Below are 25,320 nucleotides of genomic sequence, written 5' to 3' on the forward strand. Positions count from 1 at the left end.
GGAGGGACCGGCGTCAGCGGAGGATCTTGATGTCGCTCAAGAAGGAACAGAAGCAGGAAATCATCGGCCGCTACAAGCTTCACGATCTCGACTCCGGCTCGCCGGAGGTCCAGATCGCCCTCCTAACGGAGCGGATCCGTCAGCTCACGGAGCATTTCAAGCGCCACACGACGGATCACCATTCTCGCCGCGGTCTTCTCAAGATGGTCGGGCGCCGTCGCAAGCTCCTCGACTACCTTCGGGACAACAAGCAGGACAGCTACAAGAGTCTCGTCAAGGAACTCGGCCTGCGCCGCTAGGAACGAGGCGCGCCCCCCTTCGAGAGGTGCGTCGCTCGTTCCGGCCCCGCCCTGGCCTGTCCGGAAAGCCCCTGGAAGAAGAGGAGAAGATGATGGTGCAGCACTTCGCCGTTGAGATAGGCGGGCGCAAGATGTCGTTCGAGACCGGCCGGGTGGCCCGGCAGGCCTCCGGCGCCGTCTGGCTCCAGTACGGGGACACGGTCGTCCTGAGCGCGGTCGTTTCTTCCCGCGAGGAAATCCTTGAGAAGGACTTCTTCCCGCTGGTCGTCGACTACAGAGAGAAGCAATATGCCGCGGGGAGGATCCCGGGCGGGTTCTTCAAGCGGGAAGGACGGCCGACGGAGAAGGAGATCCTCTCTTCGCGCCTGATCGACAGGAGCATCCGGCCCCTCTTCGACAAGGGGTTTCGCTTCGAGGTCCAGGTGCAGGCCGATGTCCTTTCCTCGGACCAGGAGAACGACGCCGACGTCCTGGCCCTGAACGCCACCTCCTGCGCCCTGGCCATCTCGAACATCCCCTGGGCGGGACCGGTGGCGGCCGTGCGCGTGGCGAAGGTCAACGGGGAGCTCGTGCTCAACCCCCTGTCGAGCCAGATCGACGAGAGCGCTCTCGACGTCGTCGTGGCGGGGAGCGAGGAGAGCCTCCTCATGGTCGAGGGTCGGGCGTCGGAGATCTCCGAGGCCGAGCTGGTCGAGCTCTTCGCGTTCGCCCACGAGGGGATCCGCTCGATCATCGAGCTGCAGAAGAAGATGATCGAGGCCGTCGGCCGGCCCAAGAGGCCGTATGTCAGGCCGGAGATCCCGGCCCCCCTTCGGGAGGCGCTGGCCGAGGCCTACGGCGCGCGGGTGCGCGAGGTCGTTTCGATTCCCGGCAAGGAGCAGCGGGAGGAAGCGATGGCGGAGCTGAAGGCCGGAGCCATCGAGCGCTTCGCCCCCGACTATCCGGGAGCGGAGAAGCGGATCCGCGGCTTCCTGGAGTCGATCGAGCGCGATCATCTGCGCAGCATGATCCTCGATGAGGGAAAGCGCGCCGACGGTAGGAGGCCCGACGAGATCCGCCCGATCCGTTGCGAGGTGGGAGTGCTGCCCCGCACGCACGGCTCGGCGCTCTTCACCCGGGGCCAGACGCAGGCCCTCGTGGTCACGACCCTGGGGACCTCCACCGACGAGCAGAAGATCGAGGAGCTGATGGGGCAGTCCTGGAAGACCTTCATCCTGCACTACAACTTCCCGCCCTTCAGCGTGGGGGAGGTCCGGCCGAACCGCGGGCCCGGCAGGCGCGAGGTCGGGCACGGGGCGCTGGCCGAACGCGGTCTGACGGCGATCGTTCCTTCCAACGAGTCGTTCCCCTACACGATCCGCGTCGTCTCCGACATCCTCGAATCGAACGGGTCCTCCTCGATGGCATCTGTCTGCGGCGGAAGCCTCGCCTTGATGGACGCAGGCGTCCCGGTCAAGGGTCCGGTGGCCGGAATCGCGATGGGTCTCGTCTCCGACGGGTCCAGGGCGGTCGTCCTCTCCGATATCCTCGGCATCGAGGATCACCTGGGCGACATGGACTTCAAGGTCACCGGCACGGCGGACGGCATCACGGCGATCCAGATGGACAACAAGGTCGGGGGGCTCACGCTGGCGGTGCTGGAGCAAGCGCTCGAGCAAGCCCGCAAGGGACGGCTCCACATACTCGAGATCATGAACCAGACGCTGCCCAAGTCGCGGGAGGAGATCTCGCAGTACGCGCCGCGCATCCTGGTCATCCAGATCGATCCCGACAAGATCCGCGACGTGATCGGGCCGGGCGGGAAGATGATCAAGAAGATCACCGAAGACACGGGCGCGACGATCGATATCGAGGACACCGGCCAGATCAAGATCGCTTGCATCGACGCGGCCGAGGCGCAACGCGCGGTCGACATCATCCGCAGTCTCACCGAGGATCCGGAGATCGGCCGGATCTACAGGGGAAAGGTGAAGAGGATCGTCAACTTCGGCGCCTTCGTGGAGATCCTCCCGGGCCGCGACGGCTTGATCCACATATCCGAGCTCGAGAACCACCGGGTCGCGCGCGTCGAGGACGTCGTCAAGGAAGGCGATCTCGTTCTCGTGAAGGTGATCGGAGTCGACGAGGAAGGGAAGATCCGCCTCTCGCGCAGGGCGGCCCTCCCCGCCGTGGCCGGGAAGGCATAGTCCCGCGCGGGACAAGCGGGACAGCGGTCCACCGGAGAAGCCGCGTGCGGTTCATACGCAAGCTGGATCGAATACGCCCAAACGAGACGGTCCGCAAGGCGATTCTACCCGGCGGGCTCACGATCCTCGTCGAGGAAGTGCCCCAGGTCCACAGCCTCACCCTCGGGGTGTGGATCCGGACGGGGTCGCGCGACGAGCCGGCCGATCTGTCCGGGATCTCCCACTTCATCGAGCACATGGTCTTCAAGGGAACGCGCAGCCGGAGCGCGCTCCAGATCGCCAAGAAGATGGAGGCGGTGGGCGGCCAGCTCGACGCCTTCACGTCGCGCGAGCAGACCTGCTACTACGCCCGCGTGTTCGACGAACACCTCGACATCGCCATGGAGACGATGGGCGATCTGCTCCTGAATCCCCTCTTCAGCAGGGATCTGGTGGATCGCGAGCAAGGCGTGATCGCCGAAGAGATCGAGAGCTACGACAACAACCCGGAGGAGCAGGTCCACGATCTCATCTCGGCGGAGATCTGGCCGAATCACCCTCTGGGACGGCCCATCCTGGGTAGCCGCCAGACGATCTCCCGCTTCGGAAGCCGGACTCTGCGTCGCTACCACCAGGAGCGCTACACGGCCCCGAACGTCGTCGTCGCCGCCTCGGGCCACGTCTCGTTCGACAGGGTGATGGAGCTCGCGAGCAGGCATCTCGCCTTCCCCCCCGGCGCCGCCCCCAACGGCCGCTTTCCCCTGACTCGCTTTCGTTCGCGCGCGGTGCGCCACGAGAAGGACGTGAGCCAGGTCTCCCTCTGCCTCGCGGGGCGGGGCCCCTCCTACCACGACGAGGACCGGCACGCGCTGGCGGTCGTCAACATGATCCTGGGGGCGGGCGTCAGCTCGCGCCTGTTTCAGAAGATCAGGGAGGACGAAGGGCTCGCCTACACCGTCTATTCCTTCATGGATGTCCTGCGCGACACAGGACTCTTCGGCATCTACCTGGGAGTCGCGCCGGAGAAGGCGCGAACCGTTCTGGCGCTCGCCTGCCGGGAGATCGCCAAGCTCAAGAGGGGAGGGATCCGCCGCTGGGAGCTCGAGAGCGCCAAGGCCCAGCTCCTGATGTCCCACCTCCTGAGCTACGAGTCCACCTACGAGAGGATGAACCGGATCGCCATCAATGAGATCTGCTACGGGCGCCAGTCCTCTCTCGAGAGCGTGATCGAGCGCGTGCAGGCGATCGATCGGGACGAGGTGGAGGCGGCGCTCGATCGATATCTCAGGCCGCGGCGGTTCGGTCTGATCACCTTGGGGCCTGCGGGCAAGGACTACCCGGGTGAAGGCGACTGGGACTTCTGACGGCCGCGGGAGTCGCGGTCGGGGCGCCGCCGGGAAGGGCGTCTCGATCGGCGTGCAGCGCCTGCGCCCCCTGGCCCTGCTGCCGGTGCGGATGTCGGCCGGCGCCTCGGGGTGGGATCTCTCCGCCTGCCTCGAATCCCCCCTGAGTCTCGAACCAGGACGCTGGGCCGTTGTACCAACAGGGATTGCCCTCGGGCTGCCGATGGGATATGAGGCGCAGGTGAGGGCGCGCAGCGGCCTGGCGGCCCGCTGCGGGATCGGCCTGTTGAACGCGCCCGGGACGGTCGACTCCGACTACAGGGGGGAGATCTGCGTGATCCTGATGAACTGGGGCCCGGAGAGATTCGAGATCAAACACGGAGATCGCATCGCGCAGCTGGTCTTCATGAAGACGGCGCCCGTTCGTCTGGCATGGATCGGGCAGGTGGATGAGACCGATCGCGGGGCGGGCGGTTTCGGGCACACCGGCATCGGGCGCGGGACTCGGAAGAGCCCGTGATCCCGCATCTGGCCCTGTCCGTGGGGATGATCCTCCTGGCCGCCGCCCCCGGCGCGGGGGATGCCGGCGCGGCGGGAGATCCTCGCGAGAAGCTCTCGACCGACAGCCTCCTCATCCTCCTCGGCGACCAGCCGCGCTCGCCAGGCTTGAGAGACCTCGCGCAGAGGGACCCGCGTCGGTCCGCCCGGGAGGCAGCCGCCGGGCACGAGGCGATCCGGATCGGCGAGAAGCTCACCTTCTCGGTTCGCTACGGGATGATCAGGGCGGGAGAGGCGACCATGGAGGTCGCGGACACGACGAGCGCCTTCGGCCATCCCTGCTACCACGTCGTCTCCCGGGCGCGCAGCAACAGCGTCTTCGACACGATCTACAAGGTGCGGGACGTGGTCGAGACCTGGATGGACAGGGAGCGCCTCTTCAGCCGGCGGTTTCGGAAGTCGCTGCGCGAGGGGAGCTACCGCGCCACACAGGATGTGGAGATGGACCAGGAGAACGGATTCGCCCGCTACCAGGATGGCCGGGTGTTCGAGCTGGTCCGCGGCGCGCACGATGTCCTCTCCGGCTTCTACTACGTTCGCACGCTCGACCTCGAAGTCGGCCAGGAGATCTGGCTGGAGAGCCACGCCGATCGGAAGAACTACCCCCTGAAGGTGCTCGTCATGGGCCGGGAGAGGATCGACTCTCCCGTCGGGGAGTTCGATTGCCTCAAGCTCGAGCCGATGCTCCGCACCCCGGGGCTCTTCAAGCACGAGGGGAAGCTGACGATCTGGCTGACCGACGACGAGAGGAAGATGCCGATCCTCATGAAGAGCAAGGTGCCGGTCGTCGGATCGATCAGTGTCGTCCTCACGAGCTACGAGAGGCCCCGATGAGCCGCTATCCGGAGCTCGATCTGCGACGCGTGCGCTCTCACTCGATGAAGGAGCGGCGGAGCCTTGTCGCGGCGCCGGCCTTCTACCGTCCGCCCGCAGGATCGTCGAGCTTCCGGTCCTTCTGGGACTCCCTGCCCGAGATCCTCGGCGCGGCCGACCTCAAGGCAGTCGCTCGCGCGATGCTCGCCTCCCGCGAGAAGGGGCGCCCCGTCATCGCTCTGTGCGGGGCGCACGTGCTGAAGACCGGGCTGGGGCCGGGGCTGATCCGCCTGATCGAGCGCGGCATCCTGACCGGCGTGGCCACCCATGGCGCGGGAGCGATCCACGACGCCGAGCTCGGCCTCTGGGGCCGGACCTCGGAGGATGTGGCCGAGGGGCTGCATCGAGGCCGATTCGGGATGGTCCGGGAGACCGCCGACTTCGTGAACGCGGCCGCCCGGCAGGCATGCGAACGGGGGGAAGGGATGGGCGAGGCGCTCGGGCGAGCGCTTCTCTCGGCCGATCGCGGCACGAGGCGGCGGAGCGTCCTGGCGGCGGCCTACGCCGCGGGCGCGCCGGCGACCGTCCATGTCGCCATCGGGACCGATGTCGTGCACCAGCATCCATCCTTCGACGGCGCGGCGGCGGGCGAGTCCTCGGCGAGGGACTTCCGCATCCTGGCGGCGCAGCTCTTCAGGATCCCAGGCGGGACGGTGCTCAATCTCGGCTCGGCGGTCCTGCTGCCGGAAGTCTTTCTCAAGGCCTTCTCGGTCGCTCGGAACCTGGGCGGCTCGGCCAGGGGAATGACCACTGCGACCTTCGATTTCATGAAGCAGTACCGGGCGATGGAGAACGTCGTCCGGCGGCCGACCCTGGGCGTGGGTCGCGGGTATTATCTCGTCGGACATCACGAAATACTCTTGCCCCTGCTTTTCCATGCCTGTCTGACCGGCGCGGGTCGCGCGAGCGGTTCGCGCCGGCCGGCGAGAGACAAACCCTTGAAGGGCAAGACTGTAACGGCCGATAGAACCCGCGACAAGGGTGATCGACGCCTCTGACGTCGTTGACGCTTGGAGCGGCGGGTGTTATGGTGCCTAGTGCTCCAGCATGGAAGCGGCCGGCGCGCGTGGGGGGACCGGCGGCGATCCCAAAGATAGGAGAACGTGCGCGTTCGAGCGTCAGTTCCCAAGGAAGGGATGGAGTTGCGACATCTCCTCGCGATGGTCCTCGCGGTCGCGGCCGCGGCACCTCTGCTTGCGGGCTGCGGCGGATCGAGGCCCCCGGCGCCTGTTCCGTATACTTCCCCCGCGCCCGAGACCTCCGCGATCGAGCCGGAGATCGATGCCTACAAGATCCTCGTCCACGACGAGCTGACCACTGTCGTGATCGGGCACCCGGAGCTCTCCGGCCCGGCCAGGGTCCTTCCGGACGGAACGATGACGGTTCCCGGGGTCGGCTCCCTCTACGTCCTCGGCCTGTCGGTCGGGGAGGCGACCGAGAAGGTCAACGAGGCGATCGCGACCCTCGTCCGTTTCCCCCAGGCGACCGTCAGCGTGACCAACTACGGGGAGAGGCGGATCTTCGTGATGGGAGAGGTCACGATCCCCGGCGATCACGCCTTCCATCGCGAGATGACGGCGATGGCGGCGATCGCCCAGGCGGGGGGATTCAACGATCAGGCCAAGCGGAGCAGCGTCGTGGTCCTGCGCCGGACGGGGGCAGCAGACGCGGCCGCCTTCCGCCTGGACGCGCGCTCGATCCTCGACGGGAAGGATCTCGCGCAGGACATCAAGCTCCGCCCCTTCGACATCGTCTACGTGCCGAAGACCTTCATCGCGAGCCTCGATGTGCTCGTCAACCAGTACTTCGCGCGACTGACTCCGCCCTTCACGCTGTATCTGGAAGGATGGAACTCCTTCCACGCGGACGACACGAACATCAGGTTCGTCGCGAGGTAGGGGAGGAGGCATGAGCGAGGGACTCCGGCGGGAGAGGGAGACGACACTGCGCGACGTCGCGGCGATCATCTTCCGTCGCAAGGGGATCTTGCTGACGATCCTCTTCGCGGCTCTGGCCGGGATCGTCTGGGTCAACGCCAGGACCCCGTCGACCTACCTCTCGACCGCGCGTCTTCTCATCAGCCGCGGCGAGCCGGAGAGCGTCTACTCGTCGCGCTACAGGGTCCTCTCGTGGGAGGAGGAGCTCAACTCCGAGATCGAAGTGATCGGCAGCGCCGCCCTGGGCGAGCGGACGCAGAAGATCCTCAAGCAGACCGGGGCGGTCGACTCCCGCGGCCTGCCGGTGCGGTTCGAGGCGACCCGTGTCTCCACGACGACGACGGGGAAATCGAGCGTCCTGATCGTCAGCTACAGGGGTGTCGATCCGGTCGAGGCGCGGGAGGCCCTTCGCGCCCTCACGCGCGCCTACATCGACTGGCGCGCCGAGGAGAAGTCCCTGCCTGTCGTCGACGGTTTCTTCCAGGAGGAGCTTGAGAGCCTCCGCGACCGCCTCGCGGAGTGGGAGCAGCGACGCGCCGATTTCATGACGGAAGAGGGGATCGTCAACATCTCGGGGGAGCGGGAGAGCCTGCTGCGCCAGAAGGAGGACATCTCCTTCCAGCTCTCCCAAGCGAGGGTGCGCCTCTCGGACTTCAACGCGCGACTCGAGGCGATCCGCGCCTTGATTCAGGACCGGCGGGCCGGCTCGGACATAGAGATCTCCGGCATCGGAGACGCCGAGTACAGCGACGACCAGCTGCTGCTCAACCTGCGCCGGGAGCTGACGACGCGGCGGGCCGAGTACCTGGAGAAGCGCGGCAGCTTCACCGACGAGCATCCGGAGGTCAAGGCGGCGAAGGAAGTCGTGACGGAGCTCGAGCTGGAGTTCGATCACGAGATGAGCAACTACGCCCGCCTCCTGGAGGCCAGGATCGACGTGGCGCAGGCGCGCGTCAACTCCCTGGTCGCCACCCTTCGGGCGCTCGATGAGCAGACCTACGGCCTGCCCGACAAGGAGGCGCGCCTCTCGCAGTACGACCGGATCATCGAGGCCCTGCGGAAAGACTACTCGACGATGGTCGAGAGGCAGGTCACCGCGAAGGCCGAGAATACGGGGAGACCGGAGTGGAAGGTCATCCTTCTGCAATCGGCCAGCGAGGGGGCCAAGGAGCGGACCCGCGACTATGTCCGCTTCACGCTGATCCCCCTCTTCGGGCTCCTGATCGGGCTCGCCTTCGCCTTCATCATCGACGGACTCGATCACTCCTTGAAGGACCCGGCCGAGACGGAGCACCACCTCGGCCTTCCGGTCCTCGGGTCGATCTCGAGGATCCGCTAGAGGCACGCCATGTACGAAGCGCACTTTGGATTCCGGGAGCCGCCCTTCCAGATCACGCCCGATCCACGTTTCCTGTTCCTGACGCGATCGCACCGAGACGCGCTGGCCTACCTCACGCGCGGGATCGCGGAGCGCAAGGGGATCCTGGTCCTGACCGGAGAGGTCGGCGTCGGCAAGACCCTGATGGTCCGCACCCTGATCGATCGTCTCCCGCCGGGGGTCGAGACCGCGGTCGTCATGAACGCGCGCCTGAGCTTCAAGCACCTGCTCTACCTGGCGCTGCTCGACTTCGGGATCCAGCCCAGGGCGCGGACCAAGGTCGAGCTGCTCCTGGCGCTGCAGGAGTTTCTCCTCAACCTCGGCCGCAGGGACGGCACGGCCCTCTTGATCGTGGACGAGGCGCAGACGCTGTCGACGAGGAGCCTCGAGGAGTTCCGGCTCCTCTCGAACCTGGAGACGAGCACGCAGAAGATGTTCCAGATCCTCCTCGTGGGGCAGCCGGAGCTGAAGGCGACCCTGAGCCTTCACTCCCTGCGCCAGTTGAGGCAGCGGATTCCCGGCATCTGCGACGTATCCTCGCTTCCGCCCGACAGCGTCGCCGAGTACGTCGAGCACCGTCTGAACGTCGCCGGCGGAGGGCGTGTCAGCGGCCTCTTCAGCCCGGAGGCGCTGGAGCAGGTGGCCCGCTTCTCCAAGGGGATTCCCCGCCTGGTCAATCAGGCGTGCGATCGCTCCCTCATGGTCGGCTACGCATCCGGGGCCGATCGGATCGAACGGGAGCATGTCCAGGAGGCGGTGCGCGGTCTGGAAGACGGCTATCTCGCCCCGCACGCCGCGGCGATCGAAAGCATCGGGACCTAGGGGCGCGATGAGCAACATCTTCGACGCGCTGAAGCGGAGAGAGAGACGAAGGGAGGCCGCCCCCGCGGAGGGCGCGATCCCGCTCGATCCTGTCGACCGCGCAGAGGTCGAGCCCGCCGCCCCCCTCAATTTCAGGATCTCCCGCGAGCTGCAGCGGCTCAGGGATCGGGTCGATGTCGAACTCCCCAGGACGCGCCGCCGCGTTCTGGCCGTGGCGGCGGCCGTGGCGGGCGAGGGGGCATCGACCGTTTGCCTGCAGCTTGCCCGGAGCATGAGCACTGAGGGACAGGGGAAGGTCCTCCTGATCGATGCCGACCTCGATCGCGCGGCCCTCACCCTGACCGGCGCCATCCATGCGGCGGAGGGGCGCCCCGGGCTGCTCGATGTCCTCGCTGGATCGGTCGAGCTCTCCAAGGCCGTGCTCTCGACGGACGAGCCGGACCTCCACTTCCTTCCCTCAGGGGGCGATGGCCTCTCGACGGCGGGACAGGGCAGGGAGAGGGCGACGATCCCGATCGAGGCGATGAACGACTTCCTGGATGACATGAGCAGGGTCTACCGGGTCGTCCTGGTCGATTGCCCGTCGATCCTCGAGCATCCGGACTCGCCCGCCCTTGCGGGGCTGACCGACGGGGTTCTGCTCGTCGTCCGCGCGAACCGTACCCGGAGGGAGATCGTGCAGAGGGCGCTGCTCCTCATGCGCGGGGCCCGCTGCCCCGTCCTGGGCATCGTCCTGAACCAGAGGCGCTACCCGATTCCAGAGTTCATCTACCGGCGGCTCTAGGGGCCGACCACCCATCCCGGAACCGGTGGCCACGCCCGCGCCAGATCGGATTCGCATCGGATTCCCCGCGCCGTCCGTCTTGAGCCGCCAGGACTGGGTCGCCGAGCGGGCGGCCGAGGCGCTGCCGGTCATCACCCAGGTCCTCCTGGAAGAAGCGCGGGGACACGATCCCCTGCTTGTTTTCCTCGCGGGAAGCGGGGTCCACGGAGAGCTCTGCGGGATCGTCGATCCGACCGGCGCGAGGCGCTTTCTCTCCGATCTGGATGTCGGGCTGCTCACCGAGCGAAGGATTCCCAGGGATCTCCGCGAGAGGATCGCGGCACGGCTCGTCCGCTCGAGCGCCGAAGGGCCGCAGCCGCGCGTCGGGTACTTCTGCCGCGAGGACAGGGGCAAGCAGTCTCCGACTCTGGGCCTGGTCGAGGCGGCGCGCTGCGGCTACGTCCTCTCAGGCGATCCGGGCCTGTTCGCCGCGCTCGAGATGCCGCTCCCGCGACAGATCCCCGCGTGGGAGGGCAGGCGGCTGCTCTGCAATCGAGCGATCGAGTGGTTGTCCGATTCAAGGCCCGAGAAGGGACGTCTCTCCGGCGTCTACGCCGCGGCCAAGCTTCACGCCGACGCCGCGGCCGTGATCCTGCTCGCGCGCGGCATCTACTCCGGCGGCGGCTACGACACGAGGACGCGCGCGCTCGGAGGGATCGATCTTGATGCCGGTCTCCGCTCTCGGATCGAGGCCTGGACGCGCTGGCGCCTTCTTCCCTCATGGTCCGGCGTCCCGGGGGGAGGGAGCCTCGATGAGCTCGCCGGCTCCGAGGCCCTCCGCCTGGATCTCGTCGAGACCCTGCGCAAGACGATGCAGGAGGCTGCGGGGTCCGACTCGGCCGGGCGCTTCTTGAACGGTTCGCCCGCGAGGGGCCGCGCCTGGGGGCGCGCCTGGAAGAGATGGCTCGCGCTGCACCCCCGGGCGCTTCTCGGCCTGCGGCCGGGCGCGCTGCGCCGGACGCCGCGCGTGCTCTTGTGGGAAGCGACCCTCCACTTCCTCCTTGGGCGCGATGAGGATGCCGCCGCCGTCATGGGCCGGCTCCTCGGAACCCGCGCGACGACCCGCCTGGCATCGGCTACCTTCATCTCAGGGATCGGGCGGGCCATGGACAGAGAGGGGGTCGATGGATGAGCGGCGCGGAGCGAAGGGACCTGTCCCTCGTCTTCCTGATCGACGCCCTGGGGCACGAGATCGTCGGCAAGGGAGGGTTCCTGGACGGGATGGTCCGCGGGGAGCGCCCCGTTGTCAGGACGATCCTCGGCTACTCCTCGGGCGCGCTGCCGAGTCTCTTCACGGGCCTGCCGCCGAATCGGCATGGACACTGGAGCATGTACAGGCGCGCGTCCGGCAAATCGGTCTTCAGCAAGTACTCTCGCTTGCTGAGGCTCGTGGGCCGGCTTCCGCGCGGGCAGTGGCGCGCCCGCAGGTGGCTCGCCCGCAGACTCCGTCGCGACGGCGTCACCGGCTACTTCTCTCTCTATGAGATTCCCCTGCGGATGCTCCCGGAGTTCGATCTCTGCGCGCGGAGGAACTACTACCTGCCGGGCGGGTTCGATGGGGCCCGAAGCCTCTTCGATCATCTGGCCCAGGCGGAAATCCGGCACAGAGTCTGGGACTGGACGGTCCCGGAAGAGCGGGCCTTCGATGAGATGCGGGAAGCCGCGGCGGCCGGGAAGGAGGACTTCCTCTTTCTCTACACGGGCAGCCTGGACGGGACGATGCACACGCACGGTCCTGCTTCCGCCGCCGCGAGGAGATGGCTCGAGGCCTGCGAGGGGAAGATCACGGCCATCGTGGACGCGGCGCGCGTCGCGGGACGCAGGACCCGGCTGCGCGTCTTCGGGGACCATGGGATGGCCCCCGTGCGAAGGCATGTCGATCTGATGTCCCTGCTGGAACTGGCGCCCGTTCGCGAGCGGCGCGGGACGATGGCTTTCCTCGACAGCACGATGGCGCGCTTCTGGTTCGAGTCGGACGCCGCGCGGAGGGTTCTTGCGGAGCGCCTCTCCGCATGCGAAGGAGGGCGCTTCCTCTCCGATGAGGAGATGAGAGAGCACGGGATCGATTTTCCGGATCGCTCTTACGGTGAAATGGTCTGGCTCTGCGATCCGGGCGCCGTGATCCTGCCGAGCCACATGGGATCCTCCCCGCTGCTCGGGATGCACGGATACGATCCCGATGATCCCCACTCCCACACGACGCTTCTCGCCGACCCGCCGCCGGACCGGTTCCCCACCTCGATCCTCGAGATCGCGCCTCTTCTCCTCTCGGAGCTGGGCGTGAGGATGGAGGTCTCGTGAAACGCCGCTGGGTCGTGATCCTGGGGATCGTCCTGAGCGCCCTCTTCCTCCACCTGGCGGCGCGCGGGGCGAAGCTCGATCGAATGATCGAGAGCCTCAAGCATGCCCAGTACATCTACATGATCCCATGCGCTCTGCTGACGCTCCTGGCCTTCTGGATCCGCGCGTTGCGGTGGAGGTTCCTCCTCCACGCCGTCGGGCCGATCCCGCAGGGGACTCTCTACTCCGCGACGATGATCGGCTTTCTGGCGAACAACATCCTCCCTGCGCGGCTGGGCGAGCTCGTCCGCGCGCACGTCGTGGGGACGCGGGCGGGGATCAGCCGCAGCGCGGCGCTGGCCAGCATCGTCGTCGAGAGGATCTTCGACCTGTTCACCCTCCTCGCCCTCTTTGCGGTGGGAGTTCTGGTCGCGCGCTTCCCCGGGGGACTGGGGACGGTCGCGCTGATCGGCCTCATGATCGGCCTCATCACGCTGATCCTCCTGATGATCTGGAACCGGCATCCGAAGTTCTTCCTCGAGCGTCTGCTGCGCCTGACTCCGGCCCGCCTCCGGGCAAGGGTCGAGCGCCTCGGCGTGGGCTTCCGCGAGGGGCTCGGAGTCTTCAACAAGACCTCCTACATCTTCGCCGTGGGGCTTCTCTCGATCGCGATGTGGGCCTCGATCGTCGTCGTGATCTGGCTCTGTTTCATCTCCCTCTCGATCGAGGTCCCGCAGCCCCAGGGATCCCTCGTGGCGCTCGTCGTCATCTCGCTCGTCACGATGGTGCCGAGCGCTCCCGGTTTCGTCGGCACCCTGCAGGGAGGGGGGACGGCCGCGCTTCTCGTCTTCGGCGTGCCCAAGGAGCTGGGCCTCACATTCTCGATCATCTACCACGCGACGCAGTGGTTCCCCACGAACATCGTCGGGGCCTTCTATCTCCTGCGCGAGGGGCTGAGCCTCGGGCAGCTGAGCAGGCTTGCCGTGCAGCAGGACGGGGCGGGAGCCGCCGGACGGAGGGGCGAGGGCGATGGCCCATAGATCCTCGGCCCCCCCCTATCCGACTCGGACGATTCGCGACTGGATCGTGAGCCCCTGGATCTACATCGTCCTGGCGGCCGTCCTGGGGCTTCTGGCCGCGCAGATCGTCGCGGGTCAGATCGCGGCTCGCTGGGTGAAGGCGCTGATCGGGCTGATCTTCGTCTTCGCCCTCTTCAAGCTCCCCCTCTATGGGGTCGTGGCCCTCTTCCTCGTCGCCTTCCCCTTTCCGACCTACATCTTCCTCGGAAACACCAACATCATCTTCGTCCTCTTCATGCTGATCGCCTGGGCGATCAAGGTGCGGCTGGGAAAGGAGCCCGCCCCCCCCAAGACCTACCTCGACTACGCGGCCTGGGCCTACATCGGGGTCCACTTGATCTCGTTCCTGAATGTCGACACTTCGTCGAGCCTGACGAACGGGATCCTGCAGGTCGAGTTCCTCGCGGGGGCGGTCGGCCTCTACTTCCTCGTCTCCAAGCTCCTGAGGACCGAACGCCAGCTGAAGATCGCCTTCCTCGCCCTCGCCTTCACGTCCCTCCTGGTCTCGATCACGGGCGTGATGGAGTACTTTCTGCCGGCGGTCAAACTGATCCCCGACTGGTTCATCGCCGCGGGCCCCGCGGGGAAGCGGTTCGAGGAGGGAGGGCGGGTCGGCGGGATCTTCCGCGCCCACTCGCTGCTCGCCGACTTCTGCGCGATCCTCTTCACGCTCCAGGTCTATCTCTACCTCCGCTCGCGCAACAGGATCGCGAAACTCTTCTTCCTCCTGTTGATGGCGGCGAGCGTCTTCCAGATCTTCCTGACCGCGAACCGCGGGGGATTCCTGATCTGGATCTTCGCGATCCTCTATCTCCTCTGGCTCGGACGGGGGGCGATCACGCTCCGCAAGGTGGTCATCGCGCTTCCCCTCCTCCTCGCGGGCGGCGTGCTCGTCGAGATCGTGACGGCCCGCTACGGGAGGATCATCACCCTCTTCTGGCGGCTGGCCACGACGCAGCTCGAGCGCGGAGTTCCGGAGACGCGCGTGCATGTCTGGCGGCGTGTCCTGGAGGAGATCCCGCAGCACGTCTGGATCGGGCACGGGCCGTTCTACGACCTGGCCGGGGGCTTCGGACACTTCGGGAGGCAGTGGCCCCACAGCGCCTACCTGATGTACCTCTGGACGACGGGCGTGCTGGGGCTCGCGGTCTTCCTCTGGATCCTCGGGAAGACGATCGCGAAGAGCTACCCGGGCGGGAAGCTCGACCTGAAGAAGATCTCCTTCGCCCACGGCGCCATGGTGGTGGCGCACGTGCAGGTCATCCAGTTCGCCATGGCGCAGATCCGAGACGAGCACCAGCGGGGCAATGTCTATCCTTACCTGATGTGGGCGCTCTTCGCCCTCGCGGTCGCGGCGAGGAGGATCAAGGAGGAGCAGGAGAGGAGCGCCGCGGCCTTGCCGGGCGAGAGGGACGGGGAAGGTCCGGCCCGGGCCCGAGACCGCGAGGGCGAAGGGATGGCGCTTCCTTCCCGCGGGCCGTGATCCCCGAGATCGAGAGCGGATCCGTCGTCCCTCCTCCGCGCGGCAGACGAAGTCCGGATGCGGCCTACATTCTCGCGGCCGCGCTCTGCCTGCTGCTGGCGCTGCCTATCGCGATGCCGGCGGCGCTTGCCGGCGCGGGTCTCGCGGTCGCCCTCGCCTATCTTCCGGGAGCGCTGGCGGCGGGGCGGCTCGCGCCGGGATGGAGTCGCGCGGGACGGTTCCTACTCGCTCTCGGGCTCTCCGTCTTCCTCGCGGGGGGCGCGGGCTCGCTTCTGCTGATCGCGGGCCTCGACGGCGATCGGGCGGCGAGAGTCCTCCTGGTCCTCCTTGCGCTGCTTTCGATCAGCGCCGGCATTCGCAGGGCCGCCTCGCCGGCCCGCGAGGCGGCGGAGGGGAGCGTCTGGGCCTGCGCCCTGATCTGGGCCGCGGCGATGGGGATCTTCCTCCTGTCGAATCCGGCGCTTCTCTCGCGCTCGGACGGAGCGTTCCACGCGGCGGTCACGCTCCAGATCGCGAACAGGGGGGTTCCCCCGGAGGATCCCTTCTTCGCCGGGCTCCGCCTTCTCTACTTCTGGGGATCGCACGCGTGGGCCGGGCTCTGGATCGCGCTCGACCCCCGAATCCCCGTATGGTTCCCGCTCGTCGTGATGAACCTCGCGGGCGCGATCGCCTGCATGCTCGGTCTGGGTCTCCTCGCGCAGCGACTCGGAGCGCGGAGCGCCGGGGTCCGCGCGAGCGCTCTGGCGGGCGCCCTGGGCTACGCGCCCTTCGCCTGGGCGTGGATCGCGGCGCGCGCCGCCTCCGGAGAGGTCACGGGCCTTGCGGAGGTCGAGCGGCTGGTCCACGGAGGGATCGCCTCGGCACTCGGCGTCATGGGGACGGGGCTGCTGCATCTCTCGATGGTCTTCTTCGGCGGGAAGTTCCTGGTCCTCACCCCATTCGGCCTGGGGCTCGGGATCTTCGGCCTCTTCCTGGTCTCGATGCTCGACTTCCTCGAGAAGCCGACGCTCCGGGGGGGCGTCGTCCTGTCCGCGGCGACCGCATCGGCCCTCTTCACCCACACGGTGGTCGGGTTCTGCTGCCTGGGTCTCGCGGGCGGATGGTGGCTCGCGGGACTCATGCGATTCCTGCTCCGGCGGTCTCCGGTCTTCCGCAGGGCCCGGCTGTGGCTCCCGATCGCCGCGGGATCGGCCCTCGTTCCCCTCGCGCCCTATCTCGCCGCGATCCTCTCCGGGAAGCGAGGCGGGCCGGCGGCGGGACTCTCGCCTCAAGCGATCATGACGCTCGTCTGGGGAGGCGCCCTGCTGGTCCCCATCGCCGTCGTCTGGCTCTGGCGCGGGCGGGAGAGGATCGCGGCGGCGAGGGAGATCCTCGTCCTCTCCCTGCTCCTCGCGATCCCGGCGCTCGCGATCGATCCCTCGGACAACAACCAGAGCAAGTTCTTCAATCTCCTCTTCTTCATGCTCGCCGCGCCGGCGGGGATCGCCTGGAGCGGCCTCGCGCTCCGCCTGCGCGGGGCGAGGAGAGCCGCGCTGGCGGCTCTTCTCTGCTGCGCGACCCTTCCCACAGCGGGGCTTTCCCTTTGGGCCTATGCGTCGGAGCGCGGGGACCGGGCGGAATGGTGGCGCTGGCCGACCGCGCTCGAGTCCGAGGCTGTCGCGTGGGCGGGGAGGGAGACCTCGGCCGACGCGATCTTCATCGATGAGGGGGAGGCGCGGGATCTGCCTGTGCGAGCGGGGAGAAGCACCCTCTGGGGCGGGCGCGCATGGGCGAAAAAGTGGGGGTATCCCGAGCCGGCCCTGCAGGCGAGGGAAGGCGCGGTCCGGGGGGTCGCGCGGCGAAACGGGCCCTCGCCCGAGGCCGCCGCCTTCCTCTCTGGGTTGGACAGGGATGTCGTGCTCCTTGCAAGGCGACGTTCGAGCGGACTTGACCTCTCGCTCTGGGATCGCCTTCCCGAAAGGCCCGATCTCTTCGAGCCGATCTATGGGAACGAGGATGCCGTCCTCTATCGATGGAGGGCGCGGCGTCCCACGGAAGACTGAGGGCGGGCGACACCGATCACGGGTCCGGGTTCCGAAGGTCGCATCCCCTCGCGGCAGGGCAGGCGTCTGGATGCGTACCGGGGACAGGAGGGCCCCGGGATGGCCGGCTTGACCGGCGCGTCCGGACAGCGCTATAATTGCGCTGTCCAAACAGACATCGGCCCCTGACGAGAGGAGGTACGGCCAAGACACCTTGCTAGCGGGATCGACCAGGCCCGAGGCCTGCGAGACTGCATCATCCTGTTGCTATTCAACATCATGGCGACCTGCTCCAGGTGGTCGCGTGCGGTCCGTCGGTGGAGGTCCCGTCGCACGGCAAGGAGTGTTCATCTGTGCTTCGCACGTCGTCGTTTGGACGGCCCAGCAATCCGGTCCGGGGTCCGGAGGCCAACGGGGCTGACGAGAAGGCTGCTGCCCCCCCACCCGCCGAGACCACAGAGCCGCAGAAGCCGGCGCAAGAGCGCGCAGGCGATGTCGCGCCCGGTCCGGATCCTGCGCTGACCGAGATCCCGATCGAGGCCGATCGCACCCTCTATCTTCGCGTGGGGAAGAGGGCGCTCGATCTCGCGATCGGCTGCTTCGCCGGACTCCTCCTGCTTCCTCTCTTCCTCGTCCTTGCCGCCGCGATCAAGCTGGATACTCCCGGTCCCGTGCTCTACCGCTCGGTTCGGGTGGGACGCGCGGGCAGGCCATTCACCTTCTACAAGCTCCGCTCGATGATCCATGGGGCCGAGCAGTACAGGCATCGCCTGAGCCACCTGAACGAGGTGACGGGACCTGTCTTCAAGATCGCAAAGGATCCCCGCATCACGAAGATCGGGCGGTTCCTCCGGCGGACCAGCCTGGACGAGCTTCCCCAGATCCTCAACGTCATCAAAGGGGACATGAGCCTCGTCGGCCCGCGCCCGCCCATCCCCGATGAGGTGAGGCAGTACGAGCCTTGGCAGCTGCGCCGCCTTTCGGTGCGCCCCGGGATCACCTGCCTCTGGCAGATCAGCGGACGGAGCCGGCTTGGGTTCGATGAGTGGATGCGTCTGGACATGGAGTATATCGATCGGCGCGGATTCTCCCTCGACCTGAAGATCCTGTTCCAAACCCTCCCCGCGGTATTGAAGGGCGAAGGCGCCTACTGATCGCGGGAGGTCCGGACTTGGACAAGCCCGCCCCCGAGCCGGGCCGGGCGTGGAGACGCGAACGAAAGAGATGATGGAAGGTCGCACGATCGGGTTCTCGACGAGGGGCGCCGTGCTCGCGGCCACCCTCTTGGGTCTGCTCCTGCGCCTGTGGGGCCTCGGGAGGCAATCGATCTGGGTCGATGAGCACATCACGCTCAAGTTCGCCGGGTTCGAGCGGCCGCTGACGGCCGATGCGCTCATCGTGAATCTGCAGGGTCCCTTCCACGCGCTGCTTCTGAACCTCTTCTGCGGCCTGTTCGGATGGGGGGAGTTCGCCGCGCGCCTGCCGCAAGCGATCGTCTCGGCGGCCACGGTCCCGCTTCTCTACGCGGTCGCGCGACGGCCCTTCGGAGAGAGGACGGCCCTGCTCGGCGCGTTCCTCCTCGCGGTCAATCCGTTCCACATCTGGTACGCGCAGGAGATCCGCAACTACGCCCTGATGATCTTCTTCGTGGTCCTCTCGCTGGGCGCCGTCCTTCGGTTGGAGGCGGCGGGGCGGCCGCGGAGTTCGATCCTTCCCCTGGCAGCGGTGTGGACGGGGGGGCTCTTGAGCAACCTCGGCTTCTTCTTTCAGATGGTCGCATCCGGCCTCTGGGGACTGATCCGGTTCCGCCGGCGGGGCCCCGCGCTCGCCGCCCTCTTCCTGGCGGGGGGGTTCACGCTGATCGCGACACTTCCGTGGACCGCGCAGTTCTATCAGAAGAAGGTCTCGCCCTCGCACCTGCTCCGCCTGGAGGCCGTGCCCAGCTCCGAGAGGGTGCGCGGCGACGCGAGCGCGCCGCTCGCGGGGATCCCCTACGCGATCTACTCCTACGCGGTCGGCTTCAGTTTTGGTCCCTCGATCCGCGAGCTGCGCGAGGAGGCTTCCTTCGTGACCGTTCGCCGGCACGCGCCCGCCGTCGCGGCGACGATCTTGCTCTTCGGGGCGCCGCTCGCGATGGGGTTGATTCGGTGGGCGCGGGGAGACGCGGCGCGCAAGCTCTGGCTCCTGGCCCTTCTCATGCCGCTGCTCCTCGCCTTCCTGGCCGCGACCCGGAACGTGAAGGTGTTCAATCCCCGCTACGCGTCCGCGGCCCTGCCCGCCTTCGTCATCCTCATCGCCGAAGGCCTCTTCGCCCTCGGCATCCGGAGGGCGGGAGGGGCCTTCCTGGCCTCGATACTCCTGGTGAGCGGCATCAGCATCGCCCAGCTTCGGACCGACAGGCGCTACTGGAAGGAGGACGCGCGCGCGACCGCGGCGCTCCTGCGGGAGAACGTCCGCGAGGGAGATCTGATCTTCATGGTCGGGGTCTGGGATCCGATCACCCGCTATTACTGGACCGAGCTGCGCGATCATCCATCGATCCGGCGCTACTCGCCTCCCTTCCGAGTCGATCCGAACGCGACTCCGGACGAGGCCGATCGCGCCCTCTCCGCGATCGGCGGCGCCCGCCGGACCTTCGTCGTCTTCTACCGGGACGACTTCATGGATCCGCGCGGTCTCTGGGAGGCCTTCCTCCACGAGAGATTCGATGTCGGTCGCCGATGGGACTTTCCCGGCTCCCGCGTCTGGGAGATCGCCGGGGAGAAGCGGCCATGAGCGCCAAGAAGATCGAGGTGACGCTCTACAGCGACGCGGCCTACTACGGAGGCGCCGAGGCCTACCTGTCGCTCCTCTCGCGCCACCTCGACCGGGATCGCGTGCGCCTCTCGGCGATCCTTCCGGATCGCCCGGCCGTCGGGCGCCTCGAGAGCGAGCTCGCCCGCGCCGGCGTCGCGATCCGGAGGCACAGGCGACTCGGCTTCCGATGGTGGGATGCCTTCGGCCGCCTGAGGGACGACCTGCAGGCGATTGGCGGAGAGGTCCTCCACATCAACCTGCCCAGCACCTATGACGCGGGCTTGAGCTCCGTCGCCTTCGCGGCCCGGATGAGCGGCTACAGGCGCGTCGTCGCGACCGAGCATCTTCCGATGATCAAGCGGCGCTACCGGCGCTTCCCGGCCAAGTTCCTCTTCAGCGAGGCGGTCGATCTCTTCCTCGTCCCCGCGCAGGCGTCGCGGGAGTCGCTGGTCCGCCTGCACATGATGCCCTTCGAGAAGACGCGTGTGGTCCCCCTCGGCGTCGAGGAGCCGCCGGATGTGCCGGCCGAGGTCGAGCAGGAGATCCGCCGCGAGACCGACACGCCGCGCGGCACGCTCACGCTCGGGGTGGTCGGGTCGCTCATCCCGCGCAAGGGGCAGCGGGACCTGCTGGAGGCCCTCGCCATCCTCGCGCGCGAGGATGGGATGGCCAATGGGGAGATCCGCCTCTGGGTGATCGGGGAAGGGGAGGAGCGCCCGGCTCTCGAGGAGAGGGCGCGCGAGCTGGGGCTGGGAGCGGCCGTCCGCTTCCTCGGACCGCGCCCGGGCGCCGCCGGCCTCATGAGGCTCCTCGATCTCCTCGTCGTTCCATCCCTGGTCGAGACGACGCCGTTCGTGGTCCTCGAGGCGATGGCCGCCTCGCGCCCCGTCGTGGCGACAAGGATCTTCGGCATCCCCGAGATGGTCGTCGACGGCCTCACGGGGTCTCTCGTCGCGCCGTCGGATCCACCGGATCTCGCGCGGGCCTTGCGGCCGCTGCTCCGCGATCCGGAACTGCGCAGGGAGATGGGCCTCGCCGGCCGCGATCGCTACGCGGCCCTCTTCACCGCCGATCGGATGGCCCGGGAGACGGAGATCGCTTACCGGGGCGGCGAAAGGGACGAGCCATGACCGTCCTTCTCGTCAACAAGTTCCACTACCTGAAGGGGGGAGCGGAGCGCTACTACCTCGATCTCGGCGACTTCCTGTCCGCAGGGGGAGACAGTGTCGTCCACCTCTCGATGCGCCATCCGTCCAACAGGCCGGCCGGGCCTGAGGATGTCTTCGTCTCGGAAGTCGACTACCGGGCGAGGCTCGGGCTCGCGGAGCGGATCGGTCACGGGCTGAGGAGCATCTACAACCGGGAGGCGTCCCGGCTCGCGCACGAGGTCGTCCGTCGATCGAGGCCCGATGTGGCCCATCTCCACAATGTCTATCACCAGCTTTCCCCTTCGGTGATCCGGGCCCTCGACTCGGACGGCGTGCCGATCGTGCAGACGATCCATGACTACAAGCTGGTCTGCCCCGCCTATCTCCTCCTGGTGGACGGCCAGGTCTGCGAGAGGTGCAAGGGGGGGCGGTTCCACGAGGCCTACAGGCATCGCTGTCTTCTCGAGTCCCGCGCGGCGAGCGCGGTCGGGATGGTCGAGGCCTACCTCCACCGGTGGATGCGCACCTACGAGAAGGTGCGCCTCTTCCTCTGTCCGAGCCGCTTCATAGAGGAGAAGCTCGCGGCCTTCGGGATCCGGAGGGAGCGGCTCGAGCACCTTCCCTACTTCCTGCCCATCGATCGATACGCTCCCGCCGCGGCCACGGAGGGCTACTACGTCTATGCCGGCAGGCTTTCGCGCGAGAAGGGGATCGGGACCCTCCTCGAGGCGCACGCCCGATTGCCGCGGGGCAGGCTCCCCCTCCGGATCCTCGGGGAGGGGCCGATGCGCGAATCGCTCGAGATCCGGCGTGTCGAGCTGGGTCTCGATGATGTGACCTTCGAGGGGTTCCAGCAGGCGGAGCAGCTGAAGCGGATCGTCGCCGCGTCCCTCTTCGTCACGGTCCCGAGCGAGTGGTACGAGAACTACCCCTACGCGATCCTCGAGACCTTCGCCCTCGGGCGCCCCGTTCTGGGAACGAGGATCGGCGGGATCCCGGAGCTCGTGCGCGACGGCGAGACCGGTCTGACGGCGCCCGCCGGCGACCCGGCGGCTCTCGCGGAGGGGCTCGCCGCGATGATGGCCCTTCCATCCCGCGCGCACGAGATGGGGCGCGCCGCGCGCGCCTGGGTCGGCGCGAATCTGGCCCCCGAGGCCCACCTGGAGCGGCTCCGCGCGATCTATGAGAGGGTCGGCCGATGAGGATCGCGATGGTGGGCCAGAAGGGGATTCCCGCCACCTACGGGGGGATCGAGCGGCACGTCGAGGAGATCGGCGCGCGCCTGGTCGAGCGCGGCCACGAGGTGACGATCTACTCGCGCTTCCACTACACGAAGGTGGGTGGAACCCACCGGGGGATGCGGATCCGGAAGCTCCCGAGCCTGAACACGAAGCACCTCGACACGATCACCCACTGCCTCGCCTCGACGGTCGATGCGCTGCTCCAGAAGTACGACATCGTCCACTACCATGCACTGGGTCCGAGCGTCTTCGCGGGACTGCCCCATCTGCGCCACTCACGCACCGTCGTGACGGTCCATGGCCTCGACTGGCAGCGCGGGAAGTGGGGGAAGCTCGCCGCCTGGTTCCTGAGGCAATGCGAGCGCCCCGCGATCCTCTTCCCGAATCGAACGATCGTGGTCTCCAGGCAACTCAAGGACTACTTCCTCGAGAACTACGGGATCGACACGGCAGTGATCCCGAACGGAGTCAATCCGGGAGTCCAGCGGCCTCCCAACAAGATCCGGCGCTTCGGCCTCGACCAGCGGCGCTACGTCCTCTTCGTGGGACGCCTGGTTCCCGAGAAGGGCTGTCACATGCTCCTCGAGGCGTTCCGGAAAGTGAACAGCGACGCCTTGCTCGTGATGGCCGGCGGAAGCTCCTTCTCCGACGGGTACGTCGACACGCTCGATCGGATTCGAGACGGTGACGAGCGGATCCGGATGCTGGGGTACGTCTACGGCGACGTCCTCGACGAGCTCTGGAGCAACGCCTATCTCGTGGTCCAGCCCTCCTTCCTCGAGGGGCTGTCGATCTCTCTGATGGAGGCGATGAGCCACGGCAAGTGCATCCTGGCGAGCGACATTCCCGAGAACCTCGAGGTCGTGGAGGATTGCGCGGTCACCTTCCGGACGCAGGACATGGAGGACTTGCGGGCGAAGCTGCAGTACCTTCTGGACGATCCGATCGAGGTGGAGCGGGTCGCCAGGGGATGCAAGACCTACGCGCGCGACAGGTTCAGCTGGTCGCGCGTCGTGGAGGCGACCGAAGCGGTCTACCGCGATGTCCTGTCCCGGCCCAACATTCCGGCGCAGCGGACGCGAACAAGACCGGGGCGCGGGGAGCCGGCGCGAGGGTCGCCCTGATCTAGTTCTTGCAGGAAGGATCGTCGGAGTGAAGAATCGGATCTCATGAATCTGCACGCGGTCATTCTGGCCGGAGGGAGGGGGGAGAGGTTCTGGCCCCTCTCGCGGCGCGAGCGGCCCAAGCAGCTCCTCGCGCTCTTCGGCGACAGGAGCCTGCTCCGGCTGACCGTCGATCGCCTGGAGGGATGGATTCCCCCGGAGAGGCGCTGGGTCGTCGCCCCCGCCTACCTGATGCGAGAGATCCGGGAGCAGACAACCCTCGCGGCCGAACGGTGCGTCGAGGAATCGGTCACCCGAAACACGGCCGCCGCGATCGGCGCGGCCGCGCTCCTGATCGAGGCGGTCGATCCCGCGGGACTGATGCTCGTGCTTCCCTCCGACCACTGGATGCCCGATGCCCGGGCGTTCCGCGAGGATGTCGAGAGAGCCGCGAGAGTCGCCCGCGAGCGCGGGGGCTTGCATCTCTTCGGGATCCCGCCGAGCCGCCCGGAGACGGGATTCGGCTACATCGAAGAGGGGCCGGCGCTCGCGGGCCACGACGGCGTCCACGAAGTGGTCCGCTTCCACGAGAAGCCCGATCGCGGGCAGGCGCTCGCGTACGCGGCGCGGCCCGACATGCTGTGGAACTCGGGGATCTTCCTCTGGGCGCCGGGCGCCATCCTCGAGGCGATCAAGGACGCGCTCCCTTCGACGGCGGATCCTGTCGAGCGCCTTCGGCGGTCGCTCGCGCGGGAGGGGCCGTCGATAGGTCCGGACTCGAGGCGGGCGCTCGCGGGTTTCTTCGAGGACGCGCCCTCCACGTCGATCGACCACGCCGTCCTCGAGAGGCACGGGGAACGGTATGTGACGCGCGCCCGCTTCCGCTGGAGCGATCTCGGGAGCTGGCTATCGTGGGGCGAGCAGCGAAGCGCCGACTCCGCGGGAAACCGCGTCCAGGGAGCGGTTCTCGCGCGCGATGCGGCCGATTGCGTTCTCTACTCGGCCGATGGCGGGCTCCTCGCGCTCCTCGGCGCGCGCGACTTGGTCGTCGTGCGCCTGAACGATGTCACGCTCGTCTGCCCGCGCGAGCGGGCGCAGGATCTCAAGAGTCTCCTGAGAGACGCGGAGAGTCGCGGTGATCTCGAGAAGTACCTGTAGACCGGTCGCGGTGGTTCTCGTCATGGCCGGCCTCGCGGCGGCCGGTCTTGCGGCGGTGTCCGGGTGCGGCAAGGGGGGCAAGGCGGCGCCGCCCGTCCCCGTCGTGACGGAGCGAGCGCCGGATCGAGAGGAGCGGAAGCTGGGCGGCGGCCAGGAGCGCGAGGAGACGCTCCGCGTTCCTGGACAGGATCGCCTGCTGCCTTCCCAGGATCCGCGCAATCAGCCAAGGGAAGCGGCGGCCCCGGACGCCGGCGCGGGTTCCGCCGCGGGGACCGAAGTCACGCTGACGCCTCAGCCGCCCGCGACGGCCGCTTCCGCGGAAAGCTCCGCCGGATCGCTCGCCCCGCCCCAGGTGCCGCGCGGCGAAGTCCGCTACCGCGTGCAGCTCATGGCCACGCTGCGGGCGGGGGCGGCGTACGAGCTTCACGCGGAGCTGAAGGAGATCCTTGACCTGCCGGTCTACGTGGAGTTCGAGCAGGGGCTCCACAAGCTCCGCGTGGGGGACTTCCGCGCGCGGGGAGAGGCGGACGACGCGCGCAGGAGATTGGTCGGCCTGGGTTACGCGGACGCCTTCGTCGTCGAGTTCCGAGGCCCGTGATGGACGCGCCGATGCGGATCGTCCTCGTGGAGGACGGAGGGTGGAGAGGCCTTCGTCCTCTCACATGGCTTCGCCCCGCGGGAGATCTTCTGGTGGGAGGGCGGACGAACGCCGAGCGATGGGAGGAGCCGGACTCGCGGCCGGTGAGCGTCCTCTGCCGTCCGGAGATCGCGTCGCTCGACCCGAAGCGACGATGCGCCGGGATCCCGGCGGAG

22 protein-coding genes and 1 pseudogene are annotated in these 25,320 nt (G+C 68.0%); all 23 read left to right on the plus strand.

The features are described 5' to 3' along the window. Positions 1 to 29 precede the first annotated feature (29 nt). Entirely contained in the window at positions 30 to 299 is a 270-nt protein-coding gene (rpsO, locus tag FJY88_01360) for a 30S ribosomal protein S15 (protein ID MBM3285992.1), read from the plus strand. 92 nt (positions 300 to 391) lie between these two features. Further along, positions 392 to 2,485, plus strand: a complete 2,094-nt coding sequence (pnp, locus tag FJY88_01365; protein ID MBM3285993.1) for a polyribonucleotide nucleotidyltransferase — start codon at positions 392 to 394, stop codon at positions 2,483 to 2,485. Further along, positions 2,176 to 3,828, plus strand: coding sequence for an insulinase family protein (locus tag FJY88_01370; protein ID MBM3285994.1), 1,653 nt, complete (start codon positions 2,176 to 2,178; stop codon positions 3,826 to 3,828). Before pnp ends, FJY88_01370 begins: the two co-directional genes overlap by 310 nt. A 46-nt stretch (positions 3,829 to 3,874) precedes the next feature. Then, positions 3,875 to 4,327, plus strand: coding sequence for a dUTP diphosphatase (locus FJY88_01375; protein MBM3285995.1), 453 nt, complete (start codon positions 3,875 to 3,877; stop codon positions 4,325 to 4,327). Next, positions 4,324 to 5,199, plus strand: a complete 876-nt coding sequence (locus tag FJY88_01380; GenBank protein ID MBM3285996.1) for a DUF3108 domain-containing protein — start codon at positions 4,324 to 4,326, stop codon at positions 5,197 to 5,199. The genes FJY88_01375 and FJY88_01380 overlap by 4 nt, the downstream gene beginning before the upstream one ends. Continuing rightward, a pseudogene (locus FJY88_01385) lies at positions 5,196 to 6,110 on the plus strand (hypothetical protein). The gene FJY88_01380 and the pseudogene FJY88_01385 overlap by 4 nt, the downstream one beginning before the upstream one ends. A gap of 231 nt (positions 6,111 to 6,341) precedes the next feature. After that, entirely contained in the window at positions 6,342 to 7,136 is a 795-nt protein-coding gene (locus tag FJY88_01390) for a polysaccharide export protein (protein MBM3285997.1), read from the plus strand. Positions 7,137 to 7,146: 10 nt separating this feature from the next. Beyond that, entirely contained in the window at positions 7,147 to 8,514 is a 1,368-nt protein-coding gene (locus FJY88_01395) for a hypothetical protein (protein ID MBM3285998.1), read from the plus strand. Positions 8,515 to 8,523: 9 nt separating this feature from the next. Continuing rightward, on the plus strand, positions 8,524 to 9,375 hold the full coding sequence (locus tag FJY88_01400; protein MBM3285999.1) for an ATPase: 852 nt from the start codon (positions 8,524 to 8,526) through the stop codon (positions 9,373 to 9,375). Beyond that, complete coding sequence (locus FJY88_01405; GenBank protein MBM3286000.1) at positions 9,296 to 10,159, plus strand: CpsD/CapB family tyrosine-protein kinase; 864 nt, start codon at positions 9,296 to 9,298, stop codon at positions 10,157 to 10,159. Before FJY88_01400 ends, FJY88_01405 begins: the two co-directional genes overlap by 80 nt. Before the next feature lie 25 nt (positions 10,160 to 10,184). Continuing rightward, positions 10,185 to 11,330 (plus strand): hypothetical protein, encoded by a 1,146-nt coding sequence (locus tag FJY88_01410; GenBank protein MBM3286001.1) that lies wholly within the window; start codon positions 10,185 to 10,187, stop codon positions 11,328 to 11,330. Then, complete coding sequence (locus FJY88_01415; protein ID MBM3286002.1) at positions 11,327 to 12,499, plus strand: alkaline phosphatase family protein; 1,173 nt, start codon at positions 11,327 to 11,329, stop codon at positions 12,497 to 12,499. The genes FJY88_01410 and FJY88_01415 overlap by 4 nt, the downstream gene beginning before the upstream one ends. Then, positions 12,496 to 13,518, plus strand: coding sequence for a flippase-like domain-containing protein (locus FJY88_01420; GenBank protein MBM3286003.1), 1,023 nt, complete (start codon positions 12,496 to 12,498; stop codon positions 13,516 to 13,518). The genes FJY88_01415 and FJY88_01420 overlap by 4 nt, the downstream gene beginning before the upstream one ends. Beyond that, positions 13,508 to 15,040 (plus strand): hypothetical protein, encoded by a 1,533-nt coding sequence (locus FJY88_01425; protein MBM3286004.1) that lies wholly within the window; start codon positions 13,508 to 13,510, stop codon positions 15,038 to 15,040. Before FJY88_01420 ends, FJY88_01425 begins: the two co-directional genes overlap by 11 nt. Next, complete coding sequence (locus tag FJY88_01430; GenBank protein ID MBM3286005.1) at positions 15,037 to 17,082, plus strand: hypothetical protein; 2,046 nt, start codon at positions 15,037 to 15,039, stop codon at positions 17,080 to 17,082. Before FJY88_01425 ends, FJY88_01430 begins: the two co-directional genes overlap by 4 nt. 230 nt (positions 17,083 to 17,312) lie before the next feature. Next, entirely contained in the window at positions 17,313 to 18,215 is a 903-nt protein-coding gene (locus FJY88_01435) for a sugar transferase (protein MBM3286006.1), read from the plus strand. A 70-nt stretch (positions 18,216 to 18,285) separates the two neighbouring features. Next, entirely contained in the window at positions 18,286 to 19,836 is a 1,551-nt protein-coding gene (locus FJY88_01440) for a hypothetical protein (GenBank protein ID MBM3286007.1), read from the plus strand. Then, positions 19,782 to 20,987, plus strand: a complete 1,206-nt coding sequence (locus FJY88_01445) for a glycosyltransferase family 4 protein (protein ID MBM3286008.1) — start codon at positions 19,782 to 19,784, stop codon at positions 20,985 to 20,987. The genes FJY88_01440 and FJY88_01445 overlap by 55 nt, the downstream gene beginning before the upstream one ends. Further along, on the plus strand, positions 20,984 to 22,207 hold the full coding sequence (locus tag FJY88_01450) for a glycosyltransferase (protein ID MBM3286009.1): 1,224 nt from the start codon (positions 20,984 to 20,986) through the stop codon (positions 22,205 to 22,207). Before FJY88_01445 ends, FJY88_01450 begins: the two co-directional genes overlap by 4 nt. Next, positions 22,204 to 23,370 (plus strand): glycosyltransferase family 4 protein, encoded by a 1,167-nt coding sequence (locus tag FJY88_01455; GenBank protein ID MBM3286010.1) that lies wholly within the window; start codon positions 22,204 to 22,206, stop codon positions 23,368 to 23,370. The genes FJY88_01450 and FJY88_01455 overlap by 4 nt, the downstream gene beginning before the upstream one ends. A gap of 45 nt (positions 23,371 to 23,415) precedes the next feature. Then, entirely contained in the window at positions 23,416 to 24,507 is a 1,092-nt protein-coding gene (locus tag FJY88_01460; protein ID MBM3286011.1) for a mannose-1-phosphate guanylyltransferase, read from the plus strand. Further along, entirely contained in the window at positions 24,485 to 25,105 is a 621-nt protein-coding gene (locus tag FJY88_01465; GenBank protein ID MBM3286012.1) for an SPOR domain-containing protein, read from the plus strand. Before FJY88_01460 ends, FJY88_01465 begins: the two co-directional genes overlap by 23 nt. After that, positions 25,105 to 25,320 (plus strand): hypothetical protein (locus tag FJY88_01470; GenBank protein ID MBM3286013.1); only part of this gene is annotated, 216 nt, incomplete at its 3' end. The genes FJY88_01465 and FJY88_01470, both read left to right, overlap by 1 nt.

This window comes from Candidatus Eisenbacteria bacterium (genome assembly GCA_016867495.1).
Lineage (GTDB): Bacteria > Eisenbacteria > RBG-16-71-46 > CAIMUX01 > VGJL01 > VGJL01.

Excerpts from the sequence above, each read along its gene's own strand:
- FJY88_01425 (MBM3286004.1), top strand. The coding sequence starts at position 13,508 with ATGGCCCATAGATCCTCGGCCCCCCCCTATCCGACTCGGACGATTCGC.
- FJY88_01405 (MBM3286000.1), top strand. The coding sequence starts at position 9,296 with ATGTCCAGGAGGCGGTGCGCGGTCTGGAAGACGGCTATCTCGCCCCGC.
- FJY88_01440 (MBM3286007.1), top strand. The coding sequence starts at position 18,286 with ATGATGGAAGGTCGCACGATCGGGTTCTCGACGAGGGGCGCCGTGCTC.
- rpsO (MBM3285992.1), top strand. The coding sequence starts at position 30 with ATGTCGCTCAAGAAGGAACAGAAGCAGGAAATCATCGGCCGCTACAAG.
- FJY88_01450 (MBM3286009.1), top strand. The coding sequence starts at position 20,984 with ATGACCGTCCTTCTCGTCAACAAGTTCCACTACCTGAAGGGGGGAGCG.
- FJY88_01400 (MBM3285999.1), top strand. The coding sequence starts at position 8,524 with ATGTACGAAGCGCACTTTGGATTCCGGGAGCCGCCCTTCCAGATCACG.
- pnp (MBM3285993.1), top strand. The coding sequence starts at position 392 with ATGGTGCAGCACTTCGCCGTTGAGATAGGCGGGCGCAAGATGTCGTTC.
- FJY88_01415 (MBM3286002.1), top strand. The coding sequence starts at position 11,327 with ATGAGCGGCGCGGAGCGAAGGGACCTGTCCCTCGTCTTCCTGATCGAC.
- FJY88_01455 (MBM3286010.1), top strand. The coding sequence starts at position 22,204 with ATGAGGATCGCGATGGTGGGCCAGAAGGGGATTCCCGCCACCTACGGG.
- FJY88_01460 (MBM3286011.1), top strand. The coding sequence starts at position 23,416 with ATGAATCTGCACGCGGTCATTCTGGCCGGAGGGAGGGGGGAGAGGTTC.
- FJY88_01445 (MBM3286008.1), top strand. The coding sequence starts at position 19,782 with ATGGGACTTTCCCGGCTCCCGCGTCTGGGAGATCGCCGGGGAGAAGCG.
- FJY88_01395 (MBM3285998.1), top strand. The coding sequence starts at position 7,147 with ATGAGCGAGGGACTCCGGCGGGAGAGGGAGACGACACTGCGCGACGTC.